18 protein-coding genes are annotated in these 20,336 nt (G+C 61.3%); 6 read left to right on the plus strand and 12 right to left on the minus strand.

The features are described 5' to 3' along the window. The first annotated feature begins 106 nt into the window (after positions 1-106). On the plus strand, positions 107-808 hold the full coding sequence (locus tag HJB82_RS18725) for a DUF3313 domain-containing protein (protein WP_409201849.1): 702 nt from the start codon (positions 107-109) through the stop codon (positions 806-808). Positions 809-825: 17 nt separating this feature from the next. Here HJB82_RS18725 and HJB82_RS18730 read toward each other — a convergent pair whose 3' ends face one another. From HJB82_RS18730 to HJB82_RS18760, 7 genes are all read right to left on the minus strand, one after another. After that, complete coding sequence (locus HJB82_RS18730) at positions 826-999, minus strand: DUF1328 domain-containing protein (protein ID WP_007631868.1); 174 nt, start codon at positions 997-999, stop codon at positions 826-828. A gap of 209 nt (positions 1,000-1,208) precedes the next feature. Further along, a complete protein-coding gene (locus HJB82_RS18735; RefSeq protein ID WP_221131725.1) occupies positions 1,209-2,636 on the minus strand; it encodes a gamma-aminobutyraldehyde dehydrogenase in 1,428 nt (475 codons plus the stop codon). Between the two features lie 13 nt (positions 2,637-2,649). Next, a complete protein-coding gene (locus HJB82_RS18740) occupies positions 2,650-3,462 on the minus strand; it encodes an ABC transporter permease (RefSeq protein ID WP_221140965.1) in 813 nt (270 codons plus the stop codon). Next, entirely contained in the window at positions 3,452-4,414 is a 963-nt protein-coding gene (locus HJB82_RS18745) for an ABC transporter permease (protein WP_207581861.1), read from the minus strand. The genes HJB82_RS18740 and HJB82_RS18745 overlap by 11 nt, the downstream gene beginning before the upstream one ends. Then, positions 4,411-5,397, minus strand: coding sequence for an ABC transporter ATP-binding protein (locus tag HJB82_RS18750; protein WP_207581860.1), 987 nt, complete (start codon positions 5,395-5,397; stop codon positions 4,411-4,413). The genes HJB82_RS18745 and HJB82_RS18750 overlap by 4 nt, the downstream gene beginning before the upstream one ends. A 182-nt stretch (positions 5,398-5,579) precedes the next feature. Beyond that, positions 5,580-6,740 (minus strand): ABC transporter substrate-binding protein, encoded by a 1,161-nt coding sequence (locus HJB82_RS18755; RefSeq protein ID WP_221116597.1) that lies wholly within the window; start codon positions 6,738-6,740, stop codon positions 5,580-5,582. 119 nt (positions 6,741-6,859) lie between these two features. Beyond that, positions 6,860-7,768 carry a LysR family transcriptional regulator gene (locus HJB82_RS18760; RefSeq protein ID WP_164008431.1) on the minus strand — a complete coding sequence of 303 codons (909 nt, stop codon included), beginning with the start codon at positions 7,766-7,768 and terminating at the stop codon, positions 6,860-6,862. A 179-nt stretch (positions 7,769-7,947) separates the two neighbouring features. Between HJB82_RS18760 and HJB82_RS18765 the strand changes: the two genes are divergently transcribed. Continuing rightward, positions 7,948-8,688 (plus strand): hypothetical protein, encoded by a 741-nt coding sequence (locus HJB82_RS18765; RefSeq protein ID WP_221140967.1) that lies wholly within the window; start codon positions 7,948-7,950, stop codon positions 8,686-8,688. Between the two features lie 65 nt (positions 8,689-8,753). Here the strand turns inward: HJB82_RS18765 and lysS are convergent, their stop codons facing one another. The 5 genes from lysS to HJB82_RS18790 all read right to left on the minus strand — a co-directional run bounded on the left by lysS (position 8,754) and on the right by HJB82_RS18790 (position 14,576). Beyond that, on the minus strand, positions 8,754-10,250 hold the full coding sequence (gene lysS, locus HJB82_RS18770; RefSeq protein ID WP_221140969.1) for a lysine--tRNA ligase: 1,497 nt from the start codon (positions 10,248-10,250) through the stop codon (positions 8,754-8,756). A 21-nt stretch (positions 10,251-10,271) separates the two neighbouring features. Further along, positions 10,272-11,726: a glutamate--tRNA ligase gene (gene gltX / locus HJB82_RS18775; protein WP_221140971.1), complete on the minus strand. Its 1,455-nt coding sequence runs from the start codon at positions 11,724-11,726 to the stop codon at positions 10,272-10,274. A 245-nt stretch (positions 11,727-11,971) separates the two neighbouring features. Then, entirely contained in the window at positions 11,972-12,721 is a 750-nt protein-coding gene (locus HJB82_RS18780) for a TerC family protein (protein ID WP_207581854.1), read from the minus strand. 218 nt (positions 12,722-12,939) lie between these two features. Next, positions 12,940-13,779, minus strand: coding sequence for an AraC family transcriptional regulator (locus HJB82_RS18785; protein WP_221140972.1), 840 nt, complete (start codon positions 13,777-13,779; stop codon positions 12,940-12,942). Between the two features lie 116 nt (positions 13,780-13,895). Next, the gene (locus HJB82_RS18790; RefSeq protein ID WP_207581852.1) at positions 13,896-14,576 is read right to left on the minus strand and encodes a TetR/AcrR family transcriptional regulator; all 681 of its coding nucleotides are present in this window, start codon (positions 14,574-14,576) and stop codon (positions 13,896-13,898) included. Positions 14,577-14,728: 152 nt separating this feature from the next. Between HJB82_RS18790 and HJB82_RS18795 the strand changes: the two genes are divergently transcribed. From HJB82_RS18795 to xylB, 4 genes are all read left to right on the plus strand, one after another. Then, complete coding sequence (locus HJB82_RS18795) at positions 14,729-15,937, plus strand: HlyD family secretion protein (protein ID WP_207581851.1); 1,209 nt, start codon at positions 14,729-14,731, stop codon at positions 15,935-15,937. Positions 15,938-15,964: 27 nt separating this feature from the next. Beyond that, the gene (locus tag HJB82_RS18800; RefSeq protein WP_207581850.1) at positions 15,965-17,563 is read left to right on the plus strand and encodes a DHA2 family efflux MFS transporter permease subunit; all 1,599 of its coding nucleotides are present in this window, start codon (positions 15,965-15,967) and stop codon (positions 17,561-17,563) included. A gap of 208 nt (positions 17,564-17,771) precedes the next feature. After that, entirely contained in the window at positions 17,772-18,794 is a 1,023-nt protein-coding gene (locus HJB82_RS18805) for a LacI family DNA-binding transcriptional regulator (RefSeq protein ID WP_221140973.1), read from the plus strand. A 19-nt stretch (positions 18,795-18,813) separates the two neighbouring features. Next, positions 18,814-20,268 (plus strand): xylulokinase, encoded by a 1,455-nt coding sequence (gene xylB, locus HJB82_RS18810; RefSeq protein ID WP_221140975.1) that lies wholly within the window; start codon positions 18,814-18,816, stop codon positions 20,266-20,268. The last annotated feature ends 68 nt before the right edge of the window (positions 20,269-20,336 follow it).

Here is a 20,336-nt window from a genome sequence, read left to right on the forward strand (position 1 = left end):
CGTCAAGCTTGGCGTCGTGTCTGCGTCGCAAAAATGCTCGCGAACATTTCCGCATATTATAGCAAACACAGCAATATTCGAATTCCATAAAACCGGTTCCAGATCCATGCCGTTCGGCATTTCCAAAGCTGGAGCCAAAACCTTGATAAAGAAATTAAAAGTCGGTGCCGCACTGATGCTCGCCAGTTCGGCCATCGCCGGATGCTCGACCCCTGACCCGACTGTTTATTCCGGACTTGCTTCGGCCCGGCAGCTTCAGCCGAACATGGCGGACAAAACCGGCCGCGTGCCATATCGTTATCAGACGAATGTTAACTGGAGCCAATATACCAGGATCATCGTCGATCCCGCTACGGTCTATAACGGTCCCGACAATCAGTTCGGCAAGGTCCCCGAAAAAGACAAAGCGTTGCTTGCCAACTATATGCAGGCTCAATTCACAGAAAAATTGAAGACGCGCTTCGCCATCATCAGCACGCCTGCTCCGGCAACGCTCAGATTGCACCTGACGCTGACGGGCGCCAAGGCGACGACTGCGGTGCTCGGAACGGCCTCACACATCGACGTCGCAGGTGGATTGTACAATACCGTCCAGGCCGTTCGTGGCCGAGAAGGCTCGATGACCGGTTCGGTGAACTATGCCGTGGAGATCTATGATGCGGCGAGCAATCGTCTGCTGTCGTCTTACGTCACCAACCAATATCCCAATGCGATGAATATCGGTGCTAGCTTCACGGCATTGGAAGCGTCAAAGGTAGGCATCCGCAAAGGTGCGGACGCTCTGCTTGCCGAGTTCAACAGGCTGTAGGAGGGGCTGCGTTCCGCTCACAAGATCGCCTGGCCGGCCATCAGTGCCAGGACCAGGAAGATGAGGAAGATCACCAGCGCAATGCCGAAGAGAACGCGGGCGATCGTCGCGGTGGCCGCGGAGACGCCGGAAAAACCGAAGAAGCCGGCGATCAGTGAAATCACGAAAAATATCAAAGCCCATTTCAACATGACATGATCCTTTGCATCTATCTGAGAAAGACGCGTCAACCGGGAAAATGTTCCAAGTCGTTTGAATGGGATGGCGTCTCTGCGGAGAAATGACGCTGCTTGTGCGGCTCATCGTCTACGCGCGCGCCATGATCCGGAACGGTGGCGGGCGAGTGCTGGCGCTTTGCCGCCACACCGCCCGAGTCTCCGGATCCTAGCTTTCTCGCCGCTCAGCCGTGATTGATCATCACGTGGCGCACGGCGGTGTAATCCTCCAGCGCGTAGACCGACATGTCCTTGCCGTATCCCGACTGTTTGAGGCCGCCATGCGGCATCTCGTTGACCAGCATGAAATGCGTGTTGATCCAGGTGCAGCCATATTGCAGGTGGGCGGCAGTCTTCATGCCGCGGCCGATATCCTTGGTCCAGACGGAGGAGGCGAGGCCATAGTCGCTGTCGTTCGCCCAGGTGACGGCATCCTCGGCGTCGGTAAATCGGGTGACGGAAACCACCGGGCCGAAGACTTCACGGCGGACGATCTCGTCGTCTTGCGTGGCGCCTGATATGACGGTCGGGGCGAAGAAGAAACCCCTGTCGCCGGAGACCTTTCCGCCGGTGGTGATCTCCATGTGCTTGTGTTCTGAAGCGCGGGCGACGAAGCTTTCGACGCGGTCGCGTTGGCGCTTGGAGATCAGCGGACCGATCTCATTTTCGGTATCGTCGGCCTGATTGAAGCGGATGCTCGACACTGCCGAGGAGAGATCAGCGACGAAATTGTCGTAGACCCTGGCGTCGGCATAGATGCGGCAAGCGGCAGTGCAGTCCTGGCCGGCATTGTAGTAGCCGAAGGTGCGGATGCCGGCGACGACGGCGTCGATATCTGCATCGTCGAAGACGATGACCGGTGCCTTGCCGCCGAGTTCCAGGTGCGTGCGCTTGACGGTCTTCGCGGCAGCCTGCAGCACCTTCTTACCGGTGGCGATATCGCCGGTAATCGAGACCATGCCGATCTTGGCATGATTGATCAGGGCATTGCCGACACTTTCGCCGCGGCCGAGGATGAGGTTGACGACGCCTTCGGGAAGGATATCCGAGAGCAATTTGGCCATCTTCAGCGCCGTCAGCGGCGTCTGCTCCGAGGGCTTGAAGACGACCGTATTGCCACCGGCGATCGCTGGCGCCAGCTTCCAGGCCATCATCATCAGCGGATAGTTCCAGGGCGCAATCGAGCCGACGATGCCGATCGGATCGCGACGGATCATCGACGTGTGGCCGGGCAGATATTCGCCAGCGGCCGGTCCATGCAGATTGCGCACGGCGCCTGCGAAGAAGCGATAACAATCGACGATCGCCGGGATTTCGTCGTTCAGCACGGCATTGATCGGCTTGCCGCAGTTCAGCGCCTCAAGCGTCGCGAAGCCGGCGGCATCCTTCTCGATGGCGTCGGCAATCCTCAACAGGTAACCGGAACGTTCGCCCGGCGTCGTCCGCGACCAGCTTGCGAAGGCTTTTTCGGCGGCATCGACGGCGGCGTCGACCTGGGAAAGCGAGGCTTCAGGAAGGTCGATTACCGTCTCGCCGGTCTTTGGGTTCAGGATGCGCTCTTCCGTCTCCGTGCCTATTTCGAAGCGGGAACCGATCAGCATTTGGGTGTCCATGATGTTCTCCCTGTTATTTGCCGGCACCGGCGATCTGATCGCCGTCGCGGGTGAGGTAATAGGCTGCCAGGATCGGCAGGAAGGTGACGAGCACCACGACCATGGCAACCACATTGGTGACCGGGCGCTGGCGCGGGCGGATGAGTTCTTCCAGCATCCAGATCGGCAAGGTCGATTGCTGGCCGCCGGTGAAAGTGGTGACGATGACCTCATCGAAGGAAAGAGCGAAAGCGAGTATACCGCCGGCAAGAAGGGCGGTGCCGATATTCGGCAGGATGATATGACGGAAGGTCTGGAAGCCGTCGGCGCCGAGATCCATCGAAGCCTCGATCAGCGAGCCGGAGGTACGGCGGAAGCGGGCAACTGCATTGTTGTAGACGACGACCACGCAGAAGGTCGCGTGGCCGAGCACGATGGTCCACACCGAAAACGGAATGTCGAAAAGACTGAAGGCGGAGCGTAGCGCAATGCCGGTGATGATGCCGGGTAGGGCGATCGGCAGGATGACCAGCAGCGAGATCGCCTCGCGGCCGAAAAACCTCGTCTGGCTGACGGCTGCCGCGCAGAGCGTGCCGAGGAGGAGCGCGATCGCGGTGGCGATGACGGCGACCTGCACGGAGAGGCCAAGCGCCGACCAGACGTCTGGCCGGTTCCAGGCAATGGTGAACCATTGCAGCGTCAGGCCGGGCGGCGGCCACTGATAGCTCTTTTCCTCGGTCGTGAAGGCATAGACGAAGATCAGCAGGATCGGCAGGTGCAGGAAGAGCAATCCGACGGCTGCGGCGATCTTCAGGGTCAGTGGCGATCTCTTGAGGTCAGAGCGCATCGAAGGCTCCCATTTTCCTGGCGAGCGACAGATAGAGCGCCATGATGACGATCGGCACCACGGAGAAGGCGGCGGCGAGCGGCACGTTGCCGGCCGTTCCCTGCTGGGCGTAGACGGCCTGGCCGATGAAGAGCCTGGACGAGCCGATGATCTGCGGGATGATGTAATCGCCCAGTGTCAGCGAGAAGGTGAAGATCGAACCGGCGACGATGCCGGGGAGCGCCAAGGGCAGCAGCACGGTGCGGAAGGTCTGCCGTGGTGTGGCGCCGAGATCGGCCGAGGCCTCGATCAGGTTGCCGGGCACACGCTCGAGGGCCGCCTGGGTCGGCAGGATCATATAGGGAAGCCAGATATAGACGAAGACGATGAAGGTGCCGAGGTAGCTTACCGACAGCGAATTGCCGCCGACGACGGGCAGGTCCAGGATGCCGTCGAGCAGCCAGGAGAGGTGAAGCTTCTCGAAGATCCAGGTGAGGATGCCTTCCTTGGCGAGGATCAGTTTCCAAGCGTAGATCTTGACGAGATAGCTCGACCAGAGCGGCAGCATGACGCCGAGATAGAAGAGCGCCTTCCATCTGCCTTGCGCATAACGCGCCGCGTAATAGGCGATCGGGAAGGCAATCATAGCGGCAGCGACGGTGACCAGCGCTGCCATAACGACGGTGCGAATGATGATGTCGAAATTCGTCGGGCTCAGAAGCTGGGCATAGGTCGCAAGGGTGAATTCGTAATTCACCAGCCCGGAAAAATCGTCGATCGAGAAGAAGCTCTGCAGCAGCAGGGCGATCAGTGAGCCGATATAGATGATGCCGAGCCAGAGCAGCGGCGGCGTCAGCATCAGGAAGAGCAAGAGCTTCGGGTGCCGCCAGAAGGCATCCGACAGCCGGCCGAAAAGGCCGCCGCGCCCCGGGCGGATCGATGTCTTGCCGCCTGATAGGGTGAGCGCCGTCATGCCGCATCGTCCATGTAGTGAATATCGCCAGGCTGCCAGGCGAGATGGATGCTGGCGCCGACCTCGGGCACCGGCGCGCCCGCCGGCAGCATGACATGCAGCCGGCTGCCCCTGAGATCGACGCCGAGACGGGTGGCAGCGCCGAGGAAGCTTGCATTTTCGACTTTTGCCTCGATGCCGTCGCTTGCCAGGCGGATGGCCTCGGGGCGGAGGCTTGCCCAGCGCTTCTCGCCGCCGAGGAGGGCCATCAGATCAGGCGCAATCACGTTCGATGAGCCGACGAAATCGGCGACGAAGCGGGTCTTCGGGCAGCGATAGATATCCTGCGGCGTGCCCTGTTGAACGATGTTGCCATCGTTGAAGACAGCGACGCGATCGGCCATCGATAGCGCCTCGCCCTGATCATGCGTGACGAAGACGAAGGTGATGCCGAGCGCGCGCTGCAGGCTTTTCAACTCCTCCTGCATCTGCTCGCGAAGTTTCAGATCGAGCGCGCCGAGCGGCTCGTCGAGCAGCAGCACCTTCGGCTTGTTGACCAGCGCGCGAGCGAGCGCCACGCGCTGGCGCTGGCCGCCGGACAGTTGACCGGGCCGGCGGGCGCCATAGCCCGGCAGCTTGACAAGATCGAGGGCTTCGCCCGCAGCCTTCATCCGTTCTGTCTTGCCGATGCCCTTGACCATCAGCCCGTAGGCGACATTGTCGAGAATGTTGAGATGCGGGAACAGCGCGTAGTCCTGGAACACGGTGTTGACATTGCGGCGATAGGGCGGAATGCCGTCTGCAGTCTCGCCGAAGATCTGAATATGACCGGCGCTCGGCTGCTCGAAGCCGGCGATCAATCTCAGGCAGGTCGTCTTGCCGGAACCGGACGGTCCGAGCATGGCGAAGAATTCGCCGGGCGCGATCTCGAGATCGACGCCGTCGACGGCGCGAACCTGGCCGAAATGGCGCGATACCTGCTGGAAACGGACGGCTGACGTCATGGGGGGACTCCGGGATCACTATGTTCGCAGTGTCGGCCCCTCATCCGCCCTGCCGGGCGCCTTCTCCCCACCAGCGGGGAGAAGGAGACACGTGGCGCTGTTTTCGTTCGCAGGGCTTGTCGCAGGGCACGTCCCCTCTCCCCGCAAGCGGGGAGAGGGTTAGGGTGAGGGGCTTGACGCAATTACCGCCCGCCGATCACGCCGATATAATCCGACACCCAACGATGATAGGGCACACATTCGCTCTGCGTGGTGCATTTGGCGACCGGGGTTTTCCAGAACTTGATCTTGTCGAAGTGATCGAAGCCGTTGGTGGCGCAGCCGGCGTCTCCCATCAGTTCGTTGCCCTTGCAGGCGGCGGGAACCGAAGGCACGGCGCCGAACCAAGCCGCGGCATCGCCCTGGACTTTGGCCTGCAGCGAATGTTCCATCCACATATAGGCGCAGTTCGGATGTTCGCTGTCGGCGTGCAGCATGGTGGTGTCGGCCCAGCCGGTGACGCCTTCATCGGGGAAAGTCGAGGCGATCTTCTGTTTGTCGGCCTGCAACAGGTTCACCTGGAAGGGCCAGGAGCCAGAGGCGACGACGCCTTCGTTCTTGAAGTCGTCGATCTGGATCATCGCGTCGTGCCAGTAGCGGGAGATGAGCTTGCGCTGGCCGCGTAGCAGATCGAGGGCAGCCTTGTACTGGTCCTCGGTCAACTCGTAGGGATCCTTGATACCGAGATCCGGCTTGTGCGCCATCAGATACATCGCCGCGTCGGCGATATAGATCGCGCCGTCATAGGCCTGAACGCGACCCTTGTTCGATTTGCCATCCGGCAGCGTCTGCTCCTCGAAGACGACATTCCAACTGGTCGGCGCCTTGTCCTTGAAGGCATCGGTATTGTACATCAGCACATTCGGCCCCCAGAGGTAGGGCACGCCGTAATGGACGTCGCCGACCGTATACCACGGGCCCTTTTGCAGACGCTCGTCGACGGTCTTGAAGCTCGGAATCAGGTTGGTGTTGATCGGCTGGACCCGCTTGCCGGCGATGAGGCGGAGCGAGGCGTCGCCCGATGCCGTGACGAGATCGAAGCCGCCTTCGTTCATCAGCGATACCATTTCATCCGAGGTGGCGGCGGTCTTGACGGAAACCTTGCAGCCGGTCTCCTTTTCGAAACCCGTGACCCAGTCGTAGTTCTTGTCGGTTTCGCCGCGCTCGATATAGCCGGCCCAGGCGACGATGCTGACGGCACCTTCGCCTTTGCCGAGCGCCTTCAGCGGTTCGGCGGCGATGCCCTGCGTCGCGAAGCTCAGGCAGGCAAGCGCTGCCGTGCAGGATTTCAAGAGATGCGTCATCATCCGTCTCCCCGTCTGGTGCCACTTTTGCGGCGGTTTGTTCCCGAATGAAAAGGTGGCGCGAAAAGGCCGCTTTCGCAAATTCATTTATCAGAAAGGTGTTATCGGAAATTCCGATATCAGCGGATGCGGCCGGAGCGCAGACTTTCGGCGATGCCGACGAAATCGCGTGCCGCCTGCGGCAGGCTGGAGCCCTTGCGCCAGACCATGCCGACCTGGACGACCGGCAGCGAACCGGAGACGTCGCGGCTTTCGATGCGGTCGCCTTCGAGCGACCACGGGCGGTACACGAGATCGGGAAGCAGCGCCACGCCGGCGCCCGTGGCAACCAGACTGCGCACCGCCTCCACCGATCGGGTGCGGAAGGCGACATGCGGGCGGGCGCCGAGGGCTGACAGCAGCTTGCCGGTATTCTCCTCGATTTCGTCGACCGTCAGCATGATCAGCGGTTCGCGGGCAATGTCGGCGACCGAGATGATGTCGGCCGAGACCAGCGGGTGGCCCATCGGCAGCCAGAGGCGATAGGGCGAGGTTTCGAGGATCTCGGCCTGCAGCGCCATGCGGTCGCGCAGGTTTGATATCACCATGACGGCGACATCGAGTTCGCCGCCGACCAGGAGGTGTTCGAGGTAGCCGCCATTGTCCTCGATGGCGCTGACCTCGATGCCAGGGCAGGCGCGCCGGTATCGCGCCAGGAGGTCGGAGAGCACGTAGCCGGCGACAAGCGAAGTGACGCCGATGTTCAGCGTGCCGGAAAGGGCGCTTTGCTGGCCGGAGAAGCTGGTGCGCGCATCGGAAACGGAGGCTAGGATCTTCGTCGCGTGTCGCAGGAACTGATGGCCGTTATGGGTGATCGTCAGGCCGCGCGGGTGGCGCTCGAAGAGCGTAACGCCGAGGTCCGTTTCGAGCTCCTTGAGCGCTTCCGTCACCGAGGATTGCGAGATCGAAAGGTTCTGTGCGGCGCGCGTTACCGAACCCTGTTCGGCGACGGCGACGAAATATTGAACCTGGCGAAGCGTGAAGGCCATGGGCGTTTAGAGCATGGCGGAACAGGCCGTGGCAAGCGGCCGGGAAAAGCGGACCTTTTTTGGTGTTTTCTCAAAATGGCGCAGGCTTTGCACCCCCACTTAAACTTTCGGAAACGTCATTTCCTTAGCATTATCAGCACTTGTCCTGCGTTGGAGTTTCAGATGGCGGAGCAGTTGGCGTGAAGGCCTTACTGCGCATGTTCCGGCCTTCCCGGAAATTGGCAATCATCATCGGTGGAGTCGCTCTTCTGGCGGGCGTTTCCGGCGGCGCGGCTGTTTATGTCGGCAAGGACAGGCTGATGGGTGCCGCCGGTGGTGGCTACGGGCTCGAATGCAGCGACATCAACCTGGTGACGATCCGGAAGCAGGACCACATCTGGGTGCGCAAATACATCAAGACCGAACCGACCGACGGGATGACGCGCGTCAAGACAGCGCTTCGGGTCGCCCAGGCCGTTTACGAAGCGCAGAAGCCGGATCTGGTCCAGGTGGTGGTGCTCGACGAGAACGGCCCAACATTGCGCGCCGACATCCGCGGCCGAGCGATCGGCGCCGACGTCGTCTATATCCCGCATCCCGACAAGACCGTTCCCGGCCTCGACGACAAGACGTATACGGCGCGCTATTATGACGGAAAGGCCAGCAAAAACGGGCTGTTTTTCGGCGAGCGCATAGATATGCCCTCCGACGAAATCGCCATGATCAGTTCCGGTTTCAAGGATCCCGAGGATTGCGTCGATCCGGTCGCCGTTGGCTCCACGAAAAACGGGGAAAAGGGCAAGAAGGCCGCAGGCGGCGCACATGGCGCAGCACCGGCGGCCGAAAGCAAGGCCGTGCCTGCTGCGGAGAGCGGCGGGGCCGATGTGGTGGCGGAGGCACCGGCCGAAGAGCCGCCGGCGGAAGCCGCCAAGACCCACTGAACGGCGGCATAAAAACGGAGCGCCGGCCGGCACTCCGCTTATTTTGTTTCGATACTTTATTTCCGTCAGTCGGCCTTGTTGCGGCGAGCCGGGAAGAGGATGACGTCGCGGATCGACGGGGCGTTGGTCAGCAGCATGATGAGGCGGTCGACGCCGATGCCGAGGCCGCCTGCCGGCGGCATGCCCTGGTCGATCGCATCGAGGAATTCCTCGTCCAGCTGCTTTTCCTTTTCGCCGCGGGCATGCGCCTGTTCGAGTTGCTCGACCATGCGGCGGCGCTGCTCTTCGGGATCGTTCAGCTCCGAGAAAGCGTTGCCGAGTTCCCAGGCATTGCAATAGGTCTCGAAGCGCTCGACGAGCCGCGGCTCGCCCGGCACTTCCTTGGCGAAGGGCGAGATGTCCTTCGGGAAATGCGTGACGTGAGACGGCTGGATCAGCGTCGATTCAACCTTTTCCTCGAAGATGAAGGCGAGGCATTCGCCCCAGGTCCAATCCTTCTCCACCGCGAAGCCGGCTGCCTTGGCGGCGGCGCGGGCTTCCTCGTCGGTCTTGATCGCAATGAAATCGATGCCGGTGGCGTGCTTGACGGCATCGGGCATCGGCACGCGCTCGAACGGCCCCTTGAAGGACAGGCGCTTGTCGCCGAAGTCGAATTCCGTCGTGCCATGGATGGAGAGCGCCAGGGTTTCGAACAGCCGCTCGACGAGGTCCATCATGTCCTCGTAATCGGCATAGGCCCAGTAACATTCCATCATCGTGAATTCAGGATTGTGCCGGGTAGAGACGCCTTCGTTACGGAAGTTTCGGTTGATCTCGAAGACCTTGTCGGTCAGGCCCGAGACCAACGTGCGCTTCAAGAACAGTTCCGGCGCGATGCGCAGGTACATGTCGAGCTTCAGCGTGTTGTGATGCGTCTTGAACGGCTCGGCGGTGGCGCCGCCATAGATCGATTGCAGCATCGGCGTCTCGACTTCCATGAAGCCGTCATTCTCCATGAAGCGGCGGATGCCGGATACGATCCTCGAGCGCTGCTGGAAGCGAAGCTTCGAATCCTCATTGGTCATGATGTCGAGATGGCGCTTGCGATAACGCAGCTCGACGTCGGAGAGGCCGTGCCACTTCTCGGGCATCGGCAACAGCGACTTGGTCAGCATTTCGATCTTCTGAGCGTTGATCGTCAGTTCGCCGCGCTTGGTGCGCCGTACGATGCCGGTGACGCCGATGATATCGCCGATGTCGATCATCGGCAGCAGCGCCCGGGCCTCTTCCGGCGTCGTATCCTTATGGCTGAAGATCTGGATCTTGCCGCCGGCGTCGTGGATGTCCATGAACATGCCGGAGTTGCGCGAGGAATAAACGCGGCCGGCAACGGTGACGATGTCCTGCGTCTCGACGTCTGGTTCCAGAGATTCGTATTTGGCGCCGAGCTCGGCATTGGTTATCGTCCGGTGGAAATGCGCCGGATAGACCTCGCCGATCTGCTCGCGCAGCAGCTTCAGTTTCTGGGCGCGCACCTCAGTTACGTCGGAGGAAAGGGTGTTTTCGGTCTTGTTGTCAGCCACTGTGGAATCCTCTGACTGTTCTTACTTCGAGCCAACGAGGGCGGCGACCGCCTGCGAGGCGAGCTTCAGGCGCTGACGCACGACGGACCGGCCGAGGATCGCCATGGAATCGAAGAGCGGCAGGGAACGCGACGAGCCGGACACGGCGACGAAGAGGGGCGAGACCACGACCTTCAGCTTCTTGCCCATGCGGTCGGCGATCGCGCGCAGCTCCGCCTCGATCGTCTCGACATTCCATTCCAGGATCTTTTCGAGATCCGGCTGAACGGTGTTGAGGATCTCCAGGATCTCTTCCGGCGGCGACTTGATCTTGGCGAAGTCGGAAGGCTGCAGGCCGAGATCGGACTTCAGCAGAAAGCCGGCAAGGTCGGGCAGTTCGCCGAGCTTTGAAATGCGCGTCTGCGACAGGCGCAGGCCCGCCATCAGGCGATCGTTTTCCATCGCCCAGCTCAGCACGCGGCCACGGAACTCTTCTTCCGACAGCTTCTCGCGGATCCAGCGGCCGTTCAGCCAGTCGAGCTTCTGGATGTCGAAGATCGCGCCGGCCTTGGAGAGGTTTTCCGGGTCGAACTTCTCGGAGAGCTCATCCACCGTCAACAGCTCCTCGCCTTCGGCGATCTGGATGAAGAACAGGCCGAGGAAGTTCATCAGCGCTTCCGGGATATAGCCGAGCGCGGAATAATAGGAGATCGAGGTCGGGTTCTTGCGCTTCGACAATTTCGATTTGTCGGCATTGCGCATCAGTGAGAGATGCATGAAGACCGGCTGATCCCAGCCGAAATAGCGATAGAGCAGAATGTGCTTCGGCACTGACGCCAGCCATTCCTCGCCGCGTGCCACATGGGTGATCTTCATCAGATGGTCGTCGATGACGTTGGCCATGTGATAGGTCGGCATGCCATCGGCCTTGATCAGCACCTGCATGTCAACGGAATCCCAGGGGATGGAGACATCGCCGTAGACACCGTCGTTGAAGTCGCAGAAGCCTTCGGCCGGGATCTTCATCCGGACGACGGTCGTCTCGCCGGCTGCCATGCGCGAGGTCACTTCCTCTGCGGTCAGGTTGAGGCAGAGGCCGTCATACTTCGGCGGCTTGCCGGCGGCGCGCTGGGTTTCGCGCATCTGTTCGAGGCGCGCGGGGGTGCAGAAACAGCGGAAGGCATGCCCCTTTTCCAGCAATTCCTCGGCGTAAGGCTGGTACATCGGCTTGCGGTCGGACTGGCGATAGGGGCCGTAGGGACCGCCGATATCCGGGCCTTCCTTCCATTCCAGGCCGCACCATTTCAGGGCGTCCAACACCTTCGTCTCGAATTCCGGGGTCGAGCGCGTCGCGTCGGTATCCTCGATACGCAGAATGAACTCGCCGCCGTGCTTCTTGGCGAAAAGGTAGTTGAAGAGAGCGATGTAAGCGGTGCCGACATGCGGCTCGCCGGTCGGCGAGGGAGCGATGCGGACGCGGACGCCGGAAGTTGTCATTGGTATGGCCCGTCAATGAACGGCGGACGGCTTTCCAGGGAAAGCGACGTTCGGCCGAAGGATGCAGATATCTTCATCGGCAAACCGGCCGAAAAAGGGCATGCGCCCGCACTATCCGCCAATCGTCCGTTCGGCTGGCCTTAGGCCATATTCAACCGGGCGCGTCAAGAAAAACCACGCCTGCAAAGGCCCGATGGCATTGAGGAGCGGCGCGCCGGTTTTCGGCGCGCCTTCCCGCTTCAACCTCAATGCGCGCCTTCCCGCTTGCGCTTGCGGGCATTGCGCGCAAACATGTTCAGCACCTCGACCAGCGCCGAGAAGGCCATGGCGGCGTAGACGTAGCCCTTCGGCACATGGAAGCCCATGCCTTCGGCGATTAGCGTCGTGCCGATCATCAGCAGGAAGGCGAGCGCCAGCATGACGATCGTCGGGTTCCGCTCGATAAAGTTGGCAAGCGGGGTTGCGGCAACCAGCATGACGGTAACGGCGGCGACGACGGCGACCACCATGATCGGCAGATGCGGCGTCATGCCGACGGCGGTGATGATGCTGTCGACCGAAAAGACAAGGTCGAGCAGCAGGATCTGGCCGATCGCCGATGCAAAGCCTGTCGTGGTGGATTTCGCGATGAAATCCTCCTGCTGGTCTATAGGATCGACGCTGTGGTGAATTTCCTTGGTGGCTTTCCAGACTAGGAACAAGCCGCCGGCGATCAGGATCAGATCCTTCCAGGAGAAGCCGTGTCCGAAAGCCTCGAACAGCGGTTCGGTCAGCTGCACGATCCAGGCGACGGTGCCGAGGAGTGCCAGGCGCATGACGAGCGCAAGACCGATGCCGATCTTGCGAGCCTTCTCCCGGTGCTCAGGCGGCAGTTTGTTGGTGAGAATGGAAATGAAGATCAGGTTGTCGATCCCGAGAACGACTTCCATAACCACCAGCGTGATGAGCGCCACCCAGGCGGCCGGATCCTGAATGAGCGTCATGATTCCCTGCATAAGCGTATATCCCTCTTGCGTCACATGCGTGAATGACGCGCGCAATGTAGTGTCGGTAGCCTGCTACGCAAGCGCCGCAAGGGGGTATACGAAATCGTTGTGACTTTTATTCCCTAGAACAGGATGATTTAAGGCCGGGTCGGCCTTAAATTTGAATCCTGTTCTAAATTAAAGAGTTAGAGCATGATGTCATGAGAAAACCGCTCACACTTTCGGCATCATGCTCTGATCGGCAGCCAGATTTCGGTGACGCCCATGCCTGTATGGGGGTCGAAGCGCTCATCGTAGCGTTCGAACATGTCGGGCGTCTCGCCATGTTCCAGGCCCGAGGTCGGCCACCATGTGCCGAAGATCCTGTGCATGGTCGCGGGAATGCCGGAGACATGGGCGCGGTGGGCAAAGACGACGTAACGTTGGCCGGGAAGCTTGAGTGTGGCAAAATCCGCCGGCAGATCACCGGCATCGGCGACTTCGGCCGCGGCTATATAGCGGAATATCTCCGCCTCGCCGTCGATATGGGTGCAAATGCCGTAGGCGACATTGCCTTTCTGTCCCGAGATATGGCCGAAATGGGCATTGAACTTCTGCCAGAGAGACGGGATGGCGGCGTTGCCGCCATAGGGGTAGGTTTCCTGCAAGCCGGCAAACAGCATCGGCGGAAGGGTTTCGAGGCGGGGCGGTTCGAGGTCGTTGAGGTGGGTGGGGTCCATTCTGATTGGCTCCAGCAGGACAAGGTTACGGGCGTGCCCTTGCCGACGCGCAGCATCCGGCGTCACGCCGAACTGGTCGCGGAAGGCGCGGGTGAAAGCCTCGTGCGAGCCATAGCCCGCACAAAGCGCAACCTCGAGAATGGTGGATGAACCGCCGATCAATGCGGGCACGGCGCGGCTGAGGCGCCGCCCTCTTATGTAGCTGCTGATCGAGTGGCCGGTAACGAGCCCGAAGACGCGCGACAGGTGGTAACGCGACAATCCGGCTGCTTCCGATATCTCTTCCAGCGACAGATCGTTTTCGAAATGGCTCTCTATGAACCAGATCGCCCGTCCGACGGCGCTCATTCTCAATCTCCTGGTTGCGGCTTCTTCCTTAACGAAAAGCCGGTATCCGGATTTGATCGCTATTGCGGGATTCTGGCCGATGGAGCGCGGCAGTCAACGGTGGGGCCAAAGGTGGATCAGACGGTCTCGTGCTGGCGCGCGCCGTAGGCGGCCATGAAGACCCGGATTGCGCCGCAGATGACGCGCTCGATTTCGTCGCGATGCGGCGGCTCTTCCATGCTTCCGAACAGGCGGAGCTTGAAGAAACTGCCGCTGGCGAGGTCGAGAAACTGGCCGGCGGCCAGATCGATATCGTCGATTTCGAGCCTGCCTTCGGCGATGTGCCGTTCCAGGAAGTCGCGCATGATGGTGCGCAGGTTTTCCGGGCCCTTGAAGAAGCGTTGGCAGAGCACCGGCATGCGGTCGCGCACGCCAAGAACGGTGCGCATGGCACTGATGACCTTTTCATCGGTCATATGGGTGACGAAGCTCACCCCGAATTCGTACAGACCGGCTTCGGGATCGTCATGTTCGGCAAGCGCCGTGCGCACGGCCGCCACGAAGGCGGCGCGCTCGGCCTCGATCATCGCCGAAAACAATTCTTCCTTGTTGGTGAAATAGACGTAGAGCGTCCCCTTGGAGACGCCGGCCTCGCGCGTCACGTCGTTCATGCTGGCGGCGTCGAAACCCATCTTCATGAAGACGCGCTTGGCGCCGGCGAGAATCTGCTGACGCTTGGCCGGATCTTCGCCCGCAGCAAATCGGCCTCCTCCAACGGGAGGGCTGAAGACGGCGGCGTGGTCGGGTTTCAGCGTCATTTATCCTTAACCGTGTTCACGGTTTCGTTTTTTCTTTAAAAGAAATCGAACCGATTGGTTCTATACATCTTGATATGACGGTAAAACAGGTTTAAGTCAACTGAACCGAACCGTTCAGTTCGATTACTTACTCCAAGATCGGTAAAGTGGCCATGTCGAGCAACCAGAAAAGCAGCGTCGCGCGGATCGTTAGCGAAAACGCCGGAGCCGAAGAGGCCACTGCTGAAGTCGCGGCCGTTGCAGAAGCTCCGACGGCGGAAGCCCGCGAGATGCCATCTGCGCCTGCGCAGTCGGCGCCGGCTCCGGCCGCGGCAGCTGCGAAGAAGCGCCGCAGCCCGGTGCTGCCGATCTTTGTTCTCGCTCTTCTCGCGGGCGGCGGCTGGTATGGTTACGAATGGTGGACGAACGGCCGCTTCATGGTGTCGACTGACGACGCCTATATCGAGGGCGATATTGCAACGATTTCGCCGAAGGTCACGGGCTACGTCGCGAAAGTGAATGTAGTCGCCAACCAGGAAGTCAAAGCGGGCGACGTGCTTGCCACGCTTGATAACGGCGACTATCAGAACGCCCTCGATCAGGCCGAGGCCCAGATCGCCACTGAACAGCTTTCGCTGCAGCGCATTGACGCGCAGATCGAAGGCGCCAATGCCAGCCTCGTGCAGGCGCGGGCGCAAAAGGTGGCACTCGAAGCGGCCGTTCGCGGTGCCGAGATCACCCAGAAGCGCCAGAGCGATTTGCAGGCGAAGTCGGTCGGCACCGCCGCCGATCTCGATAATGCCAATATCGCTCTCGACCAGGCCAAGGCCAATCTTGCCGGCGGCGATGCCAACATCACTGCTGCGCAGGCTAACATCACCATTCTCCAGGCCCAACGCAAGGAGGCCGAAGGCTCGGTCCGTTCGCTGGAAATCTCGCGCGACAAGGCCGCCCGCGACCTGTCCTTCACCGTGCTCAAGGCACCTTATGACGGCATCGTCGGCAACCGCTCGGTTCAGGAAGGCGATCTCGTTTCTCCCGGTCAGCGTCTGATGGCGCTTGTTCCGGTGCGCCGGCTTTATATCGACGCCAACTTCAAGGAAACGCAGATCCAGCATCTGGTGCCCGGCTCGAAGGTCAACGTCCATGTCGATGCCTATAGCGATCATCCTGTGGTCGGGACCGTCGAATCGATCTCGCCGGCTTCCGGCTCGGTCTTTTCGATGCTGCCGCCGGAAAATGCCACGGGCAACTTCACCAAGGTGATCCAGCGCGTGCCGGTGCGCATCGCGCTGCCGCAGGATGCGCTCGACAGCGGGCGTCTGCGCGCCGGCCTCAGCGTCGTCGTCGACGTCGACACCCGCACGGCGCCGAGCAAGTAAGCCTTTAGAAAAGGCGGAGGTGGTCCGATGGCCGGAAGTGCGACAGCAACAGCAGGGACGATTCCGGCAGCGCCCGCCCACGCCGAGGATCACATGGATCCGAGGAAGCTCATCGCCTTCTTCGCGATGGTGCTCGGCATGTTCATGTCGATCCTCGACATCCAGATCGTCTCGGCCTCGCTTGCCGAAATCCAGGCCGGCCTCTCGGCCGGCAGCGACGAAGTCGGTTGGGTGCAGACGGCCTATCTGATCGCCGAAGTGATCATGATTCCGCTTTCGGGCACGCTGGCGCGCATCATCTCGACGCGTTATCTCTTCGCAATCTCCGCTGCCGGGTTCACCATGGCGAGCGCGCTTGCGGCGACGGCGACGAATATCGACCAGATGATCGTCTACCGGGCCATCCAGGGTTTTATCGGCGGCGGCATGATCCCGTCGGTCTTCGCGGCCGCCTTCACCATCTTTCCGGCGTCGAAGCGCAGCATCGTTTCGCCGATCATCGGCCTGATCGCGACGCTGGCGCCGACCATTGGCCCCACCGTCGGCGGCTATCTCAGCCATGCCTTTTCCTGGCACTGGCTGTTCCTCGTCAATATCGTTCCCGGCATCATCGTCACGATCGTCACCTGGAACTTCATCGATTTCGACAAGCCGGAACTGTCGCTTTTCAAGAAGTTCGACTGGTGGGGGCTTTTCTCGATGGGCATCTTCCTCGGTGCGATGGAATATGTGCTCGAAGAGGGCAATTCGAACGATTGGTTCAACGACAGCTCCATCGCCATCGCTGCCGTCGCCTCGTGCGTTGCGGCCATCATCTTCTTCTATCGCGCCTTCACGGTGGAGTTCCCCGTCGTCGACCTCAAGGCCTTTTCGAACCGGAATTTCTCCTTCGGCTCGATCTTCTCCTTCGTCATGGGCATCGGCCTCTATGGCCTCACCTACATCTACCCGGTCTATCTTGGACGCATCCGCGGCTATGATTCGCTGATGATCGGCCAGACGATGTTCGTCTCCGGGCTTGCGATGTTTTTCACCGCGCCGATCGCCGGCAAGCTGTCGACGAAGATGGACCTGCGCCTGATGATGGTGATCGGTTTCACCAGCTTCGCCGCCGGTACCTACATCATGATTCACCTGACGGCGGATTGGGATTTCTACGAACTGTTCATCCCGCAGATCCTGCGCGGTTTCGGGCTGATGATGTGCATGGTGCCGATCAACAATATCGCACTCGGCACGATGCCGCCGTCGCGCATCCGCGGCGCATCCGGCCTGTTCAACCTGACCAGAAACCTCGGCGGCGCCGTCGGTCTTGCCGTCATCAACACCGTGCTCACCAACCGACAGGACGTGCACTATGAACGGCTGCGGGAGAATATGGACTGGGGCAATCCGGCGGCGATCGACCAGATGAACAACATGACCGCCAATTTCAACACCTATGGCATGGATGGCGCCTCGGTCGCGATCAAGCAGATGGTCGGTCTGGCCACCAAGCAGGCGATCGTCCTCTCTTTCAGCGACGTGTTCCTCATCCTGACCGCGCTTTTCGTTGCGATGATCCTCGGTGTCGCCATGATCAAGAAACCTGCGCCGCAAGGCGGGGGAGGCGGTGGCGGCCACTGACCTCCGGCCTGCCGCCCCTTGAAAGGCCCTCTCCGGAGGGCCTTTTTGTTTGCCGGTTTCCGACCTCTATGCCATCGGGCGGATGATCGCTGGCGGGATCAGTCCGAAGCAGATATCAATACCGGAAAATCGATAAGGGAACCGGCCTGTTCGATTTTTTGATTTACGTACATCAAATTTGGCGCTAATGGTCTCGTCAGGAGGAATGATGAGGCCTACAGTTCACGATATCGCCGCTGCCGCCGGTGTCAGTCTTGCGACTGTCGACCGGGTTCTCAACCAGCGCCCAGGTGTGCGTCACGTCACGCGGGAGAAGGTCGAAACGGCGATCCGTGAGCTCGGTTATATCAGAGACGTCGCCGCCGCCAATCTCGCCAAGGGACGTACCTATCCACTGGTGTTCATCCTTCCGGCCAGCGACAATTCCTTCATGCACGGGCTCAATGCCGAGATCCGGCAGGCGGTGCTTCGCTCGCCGGCCGAGCGTACCGATATCCGCACCATCGAGGTGCCGGCTTTCGATCCGGCAGCCCTTGTCTCCGTGCTCGAAGAGCTTTCCCGGGAGAGGCCTTGCGGCATCGCGATGGTCGCGACCGATGCACCTGACGTGCGCGCCACCGTCGACAGGCTGGTGCGCGAGCGCTTTCCCATCGTCACCCTGGTTTCCGATCTCACCGGATCGCTGCGCCATCATTATGCCGGCGTCGACAATATCGCGGCCGGCCGTACAGCGGCCCGCTTGCTCGGGCGATTTCTCGGATCGCGAAAGGGCGAGATCGCCGTGCTCGCCGGCTCCATGCTGGTGCGCGACCATCGCGAGCGGCTGGAGGGCTTTGCCGCAGTCATGGCTGCGGAGTTTCCGCATCTTGCGATCCTGTCGGTTCTCGAAGGCCGCGACGACCCCGAGGTCGCCCATAGGCTCGTTGCCGACGCGCTCGGGAATGCCGATATCATCGGCGTCTACAGCCTAGGCGCCGGCAATCGCGGCCTGATCCGGGCGTTGAAGGAGAAGGCCGTCGGCCGGACGCTGACGGTCATCGCCCACGAGCTCACCGCCCATACGCGCGCAGCACTCGTCGACAATACGATCGATGCGATCCTCAACCAGGACGCCGGCCATGAAGTGCGTAGCGCCATCCGTGTATTGAAAGCCAAGGCGGACGGGCTTGCCGTCATCGAAGCGCAAGAGCGCATCCGCCTCGACATATTTCTGAAAGACAATCTGCCGTAACGGCAAAGGAGAATACCCCATGTATCTCGGTCTCGATCTCGGAACCTCCGGCGTCAAGGCGATGCTGATCGACGGCGATCAGAAGATCGTCGGCTCGGCCAATGGTGCGCTCGACGTCTCGCGTCCGCATTCTGGCTGGTCGGAGCAGGAGCCGGCCCACTGGGTGCGTGCGACGGAGGAGGCCGTCGCCGGCCTCAAGGCGAAACATCCGAAGGAGCTGGCTGCAGTCAAGGGCATCGGCCTTTCCGGCCAGATGCACGGCGCGACGCTCATCGATGCCACCGACAAGGTGCTGCGTCCCTGCATTCTCTGGAACGACACGCGCAGCCACGTCGAGGCTGCGGCCCTCGATGCCGATCCGCGCTTCCGCGCGCTTACCGGCAATATCGTCTTTCCTGGCTTTACGGCGCCGAAGCTCGCCTGGGTCGAGAAGCATGAGCCCGATGTCTTTGCCAGGATCGCCAAGGTGCTGCTGCCGAAGGACTATCTGCGTCTTTGGCTGACCGGCGAATATATCTCCGAAATGTCGGATTCGGCCGGCACTTCCTGGCTTGATACCGGCAAGCGGGCCTGGTCGTCCGAACTGCTGGCTGCCACCAATCTTTCCAAGGAGCAGATGCCGGCACTCGTCGAAGGCACCGAGCAGGCCGGCAAGCTGCGGGCGGAACTTGCTACGCAATGGGGCATTTCCGGCGATGCCGTCGTTGCCGGCGGCGCGGGCGACAATGCAGCCTCGGCCTGCGGCATGGGCACGGTCAGCGACGGCGCCGCCTTCGTCTCGCTCGGCACGTCGGGCGTGCTTTTTGCCGCCAACGGCTCCTATCTGCCGAAGCCGGAAAGCGCCGTGCATGCCTTCTGCCACGCGCTGCCGAACACCTGGCACCAGATGGGCGTCATCCTGTCGGCCACCGATGCGCTTAACTGGCATTCCGGGGTCACCGGCAAATCGGCCGCCGACCTGACCGGAGAACTCGGCGAGACGCTGAAGGCGCCGACCGGCGTCAGCTTTCTCCCCTATCTCTCCGGTGAGCGCACGCCGCACAATGATGCCGTCATCCGCGGCGCCTTCATCGGCCTCGAACATGAAAGCAGCCGTGTCGTGCTGACCCAGGCGGTGCTCGAGGGTGTTGCCTTTGCCATCCGCGATAATCTCGAAGCGCTGCGCTCGGCCGGCATCGGCATATCCCGCGTCACGGCAATCGGCGGCGGTTCGCGCTCGCGTTACTGGCTGGCGTCGATCGCGACCGCGCTCGGCGTTCCGGTCGACCTGCCGGCCGATGGCGATTTTGGCGCGGCCTTCGGCGCCGCCCGCCTCGGTCTTATCGCGGCAACCGGGGCAGATCCGATTGCCGTCTGCACGCCGCCGGTGACATCGGGCACGATCGAGCCGGTGTCTGCACTGAGCGGCACTTATGAGGATGCCTACAAGCGCTACCGCGCACTCTATCCGGCGATAAAATCGCTGGCGCATTGAGAACTGGAGCCAGCGGCCCCCTCATCCGCCGGCCGGCACCTTTGCCTGGTCGAGCCGCGGCCTCGCCC

The organism is Rhizobium sp. NZLR10, from assembly GCF_019685125.1.
Classification (GTDB): Bacteria; Pseudomonadota; Alphaproteobacteria; order Rhizobiales; family Rhizobiaceae; genus Rhizobium.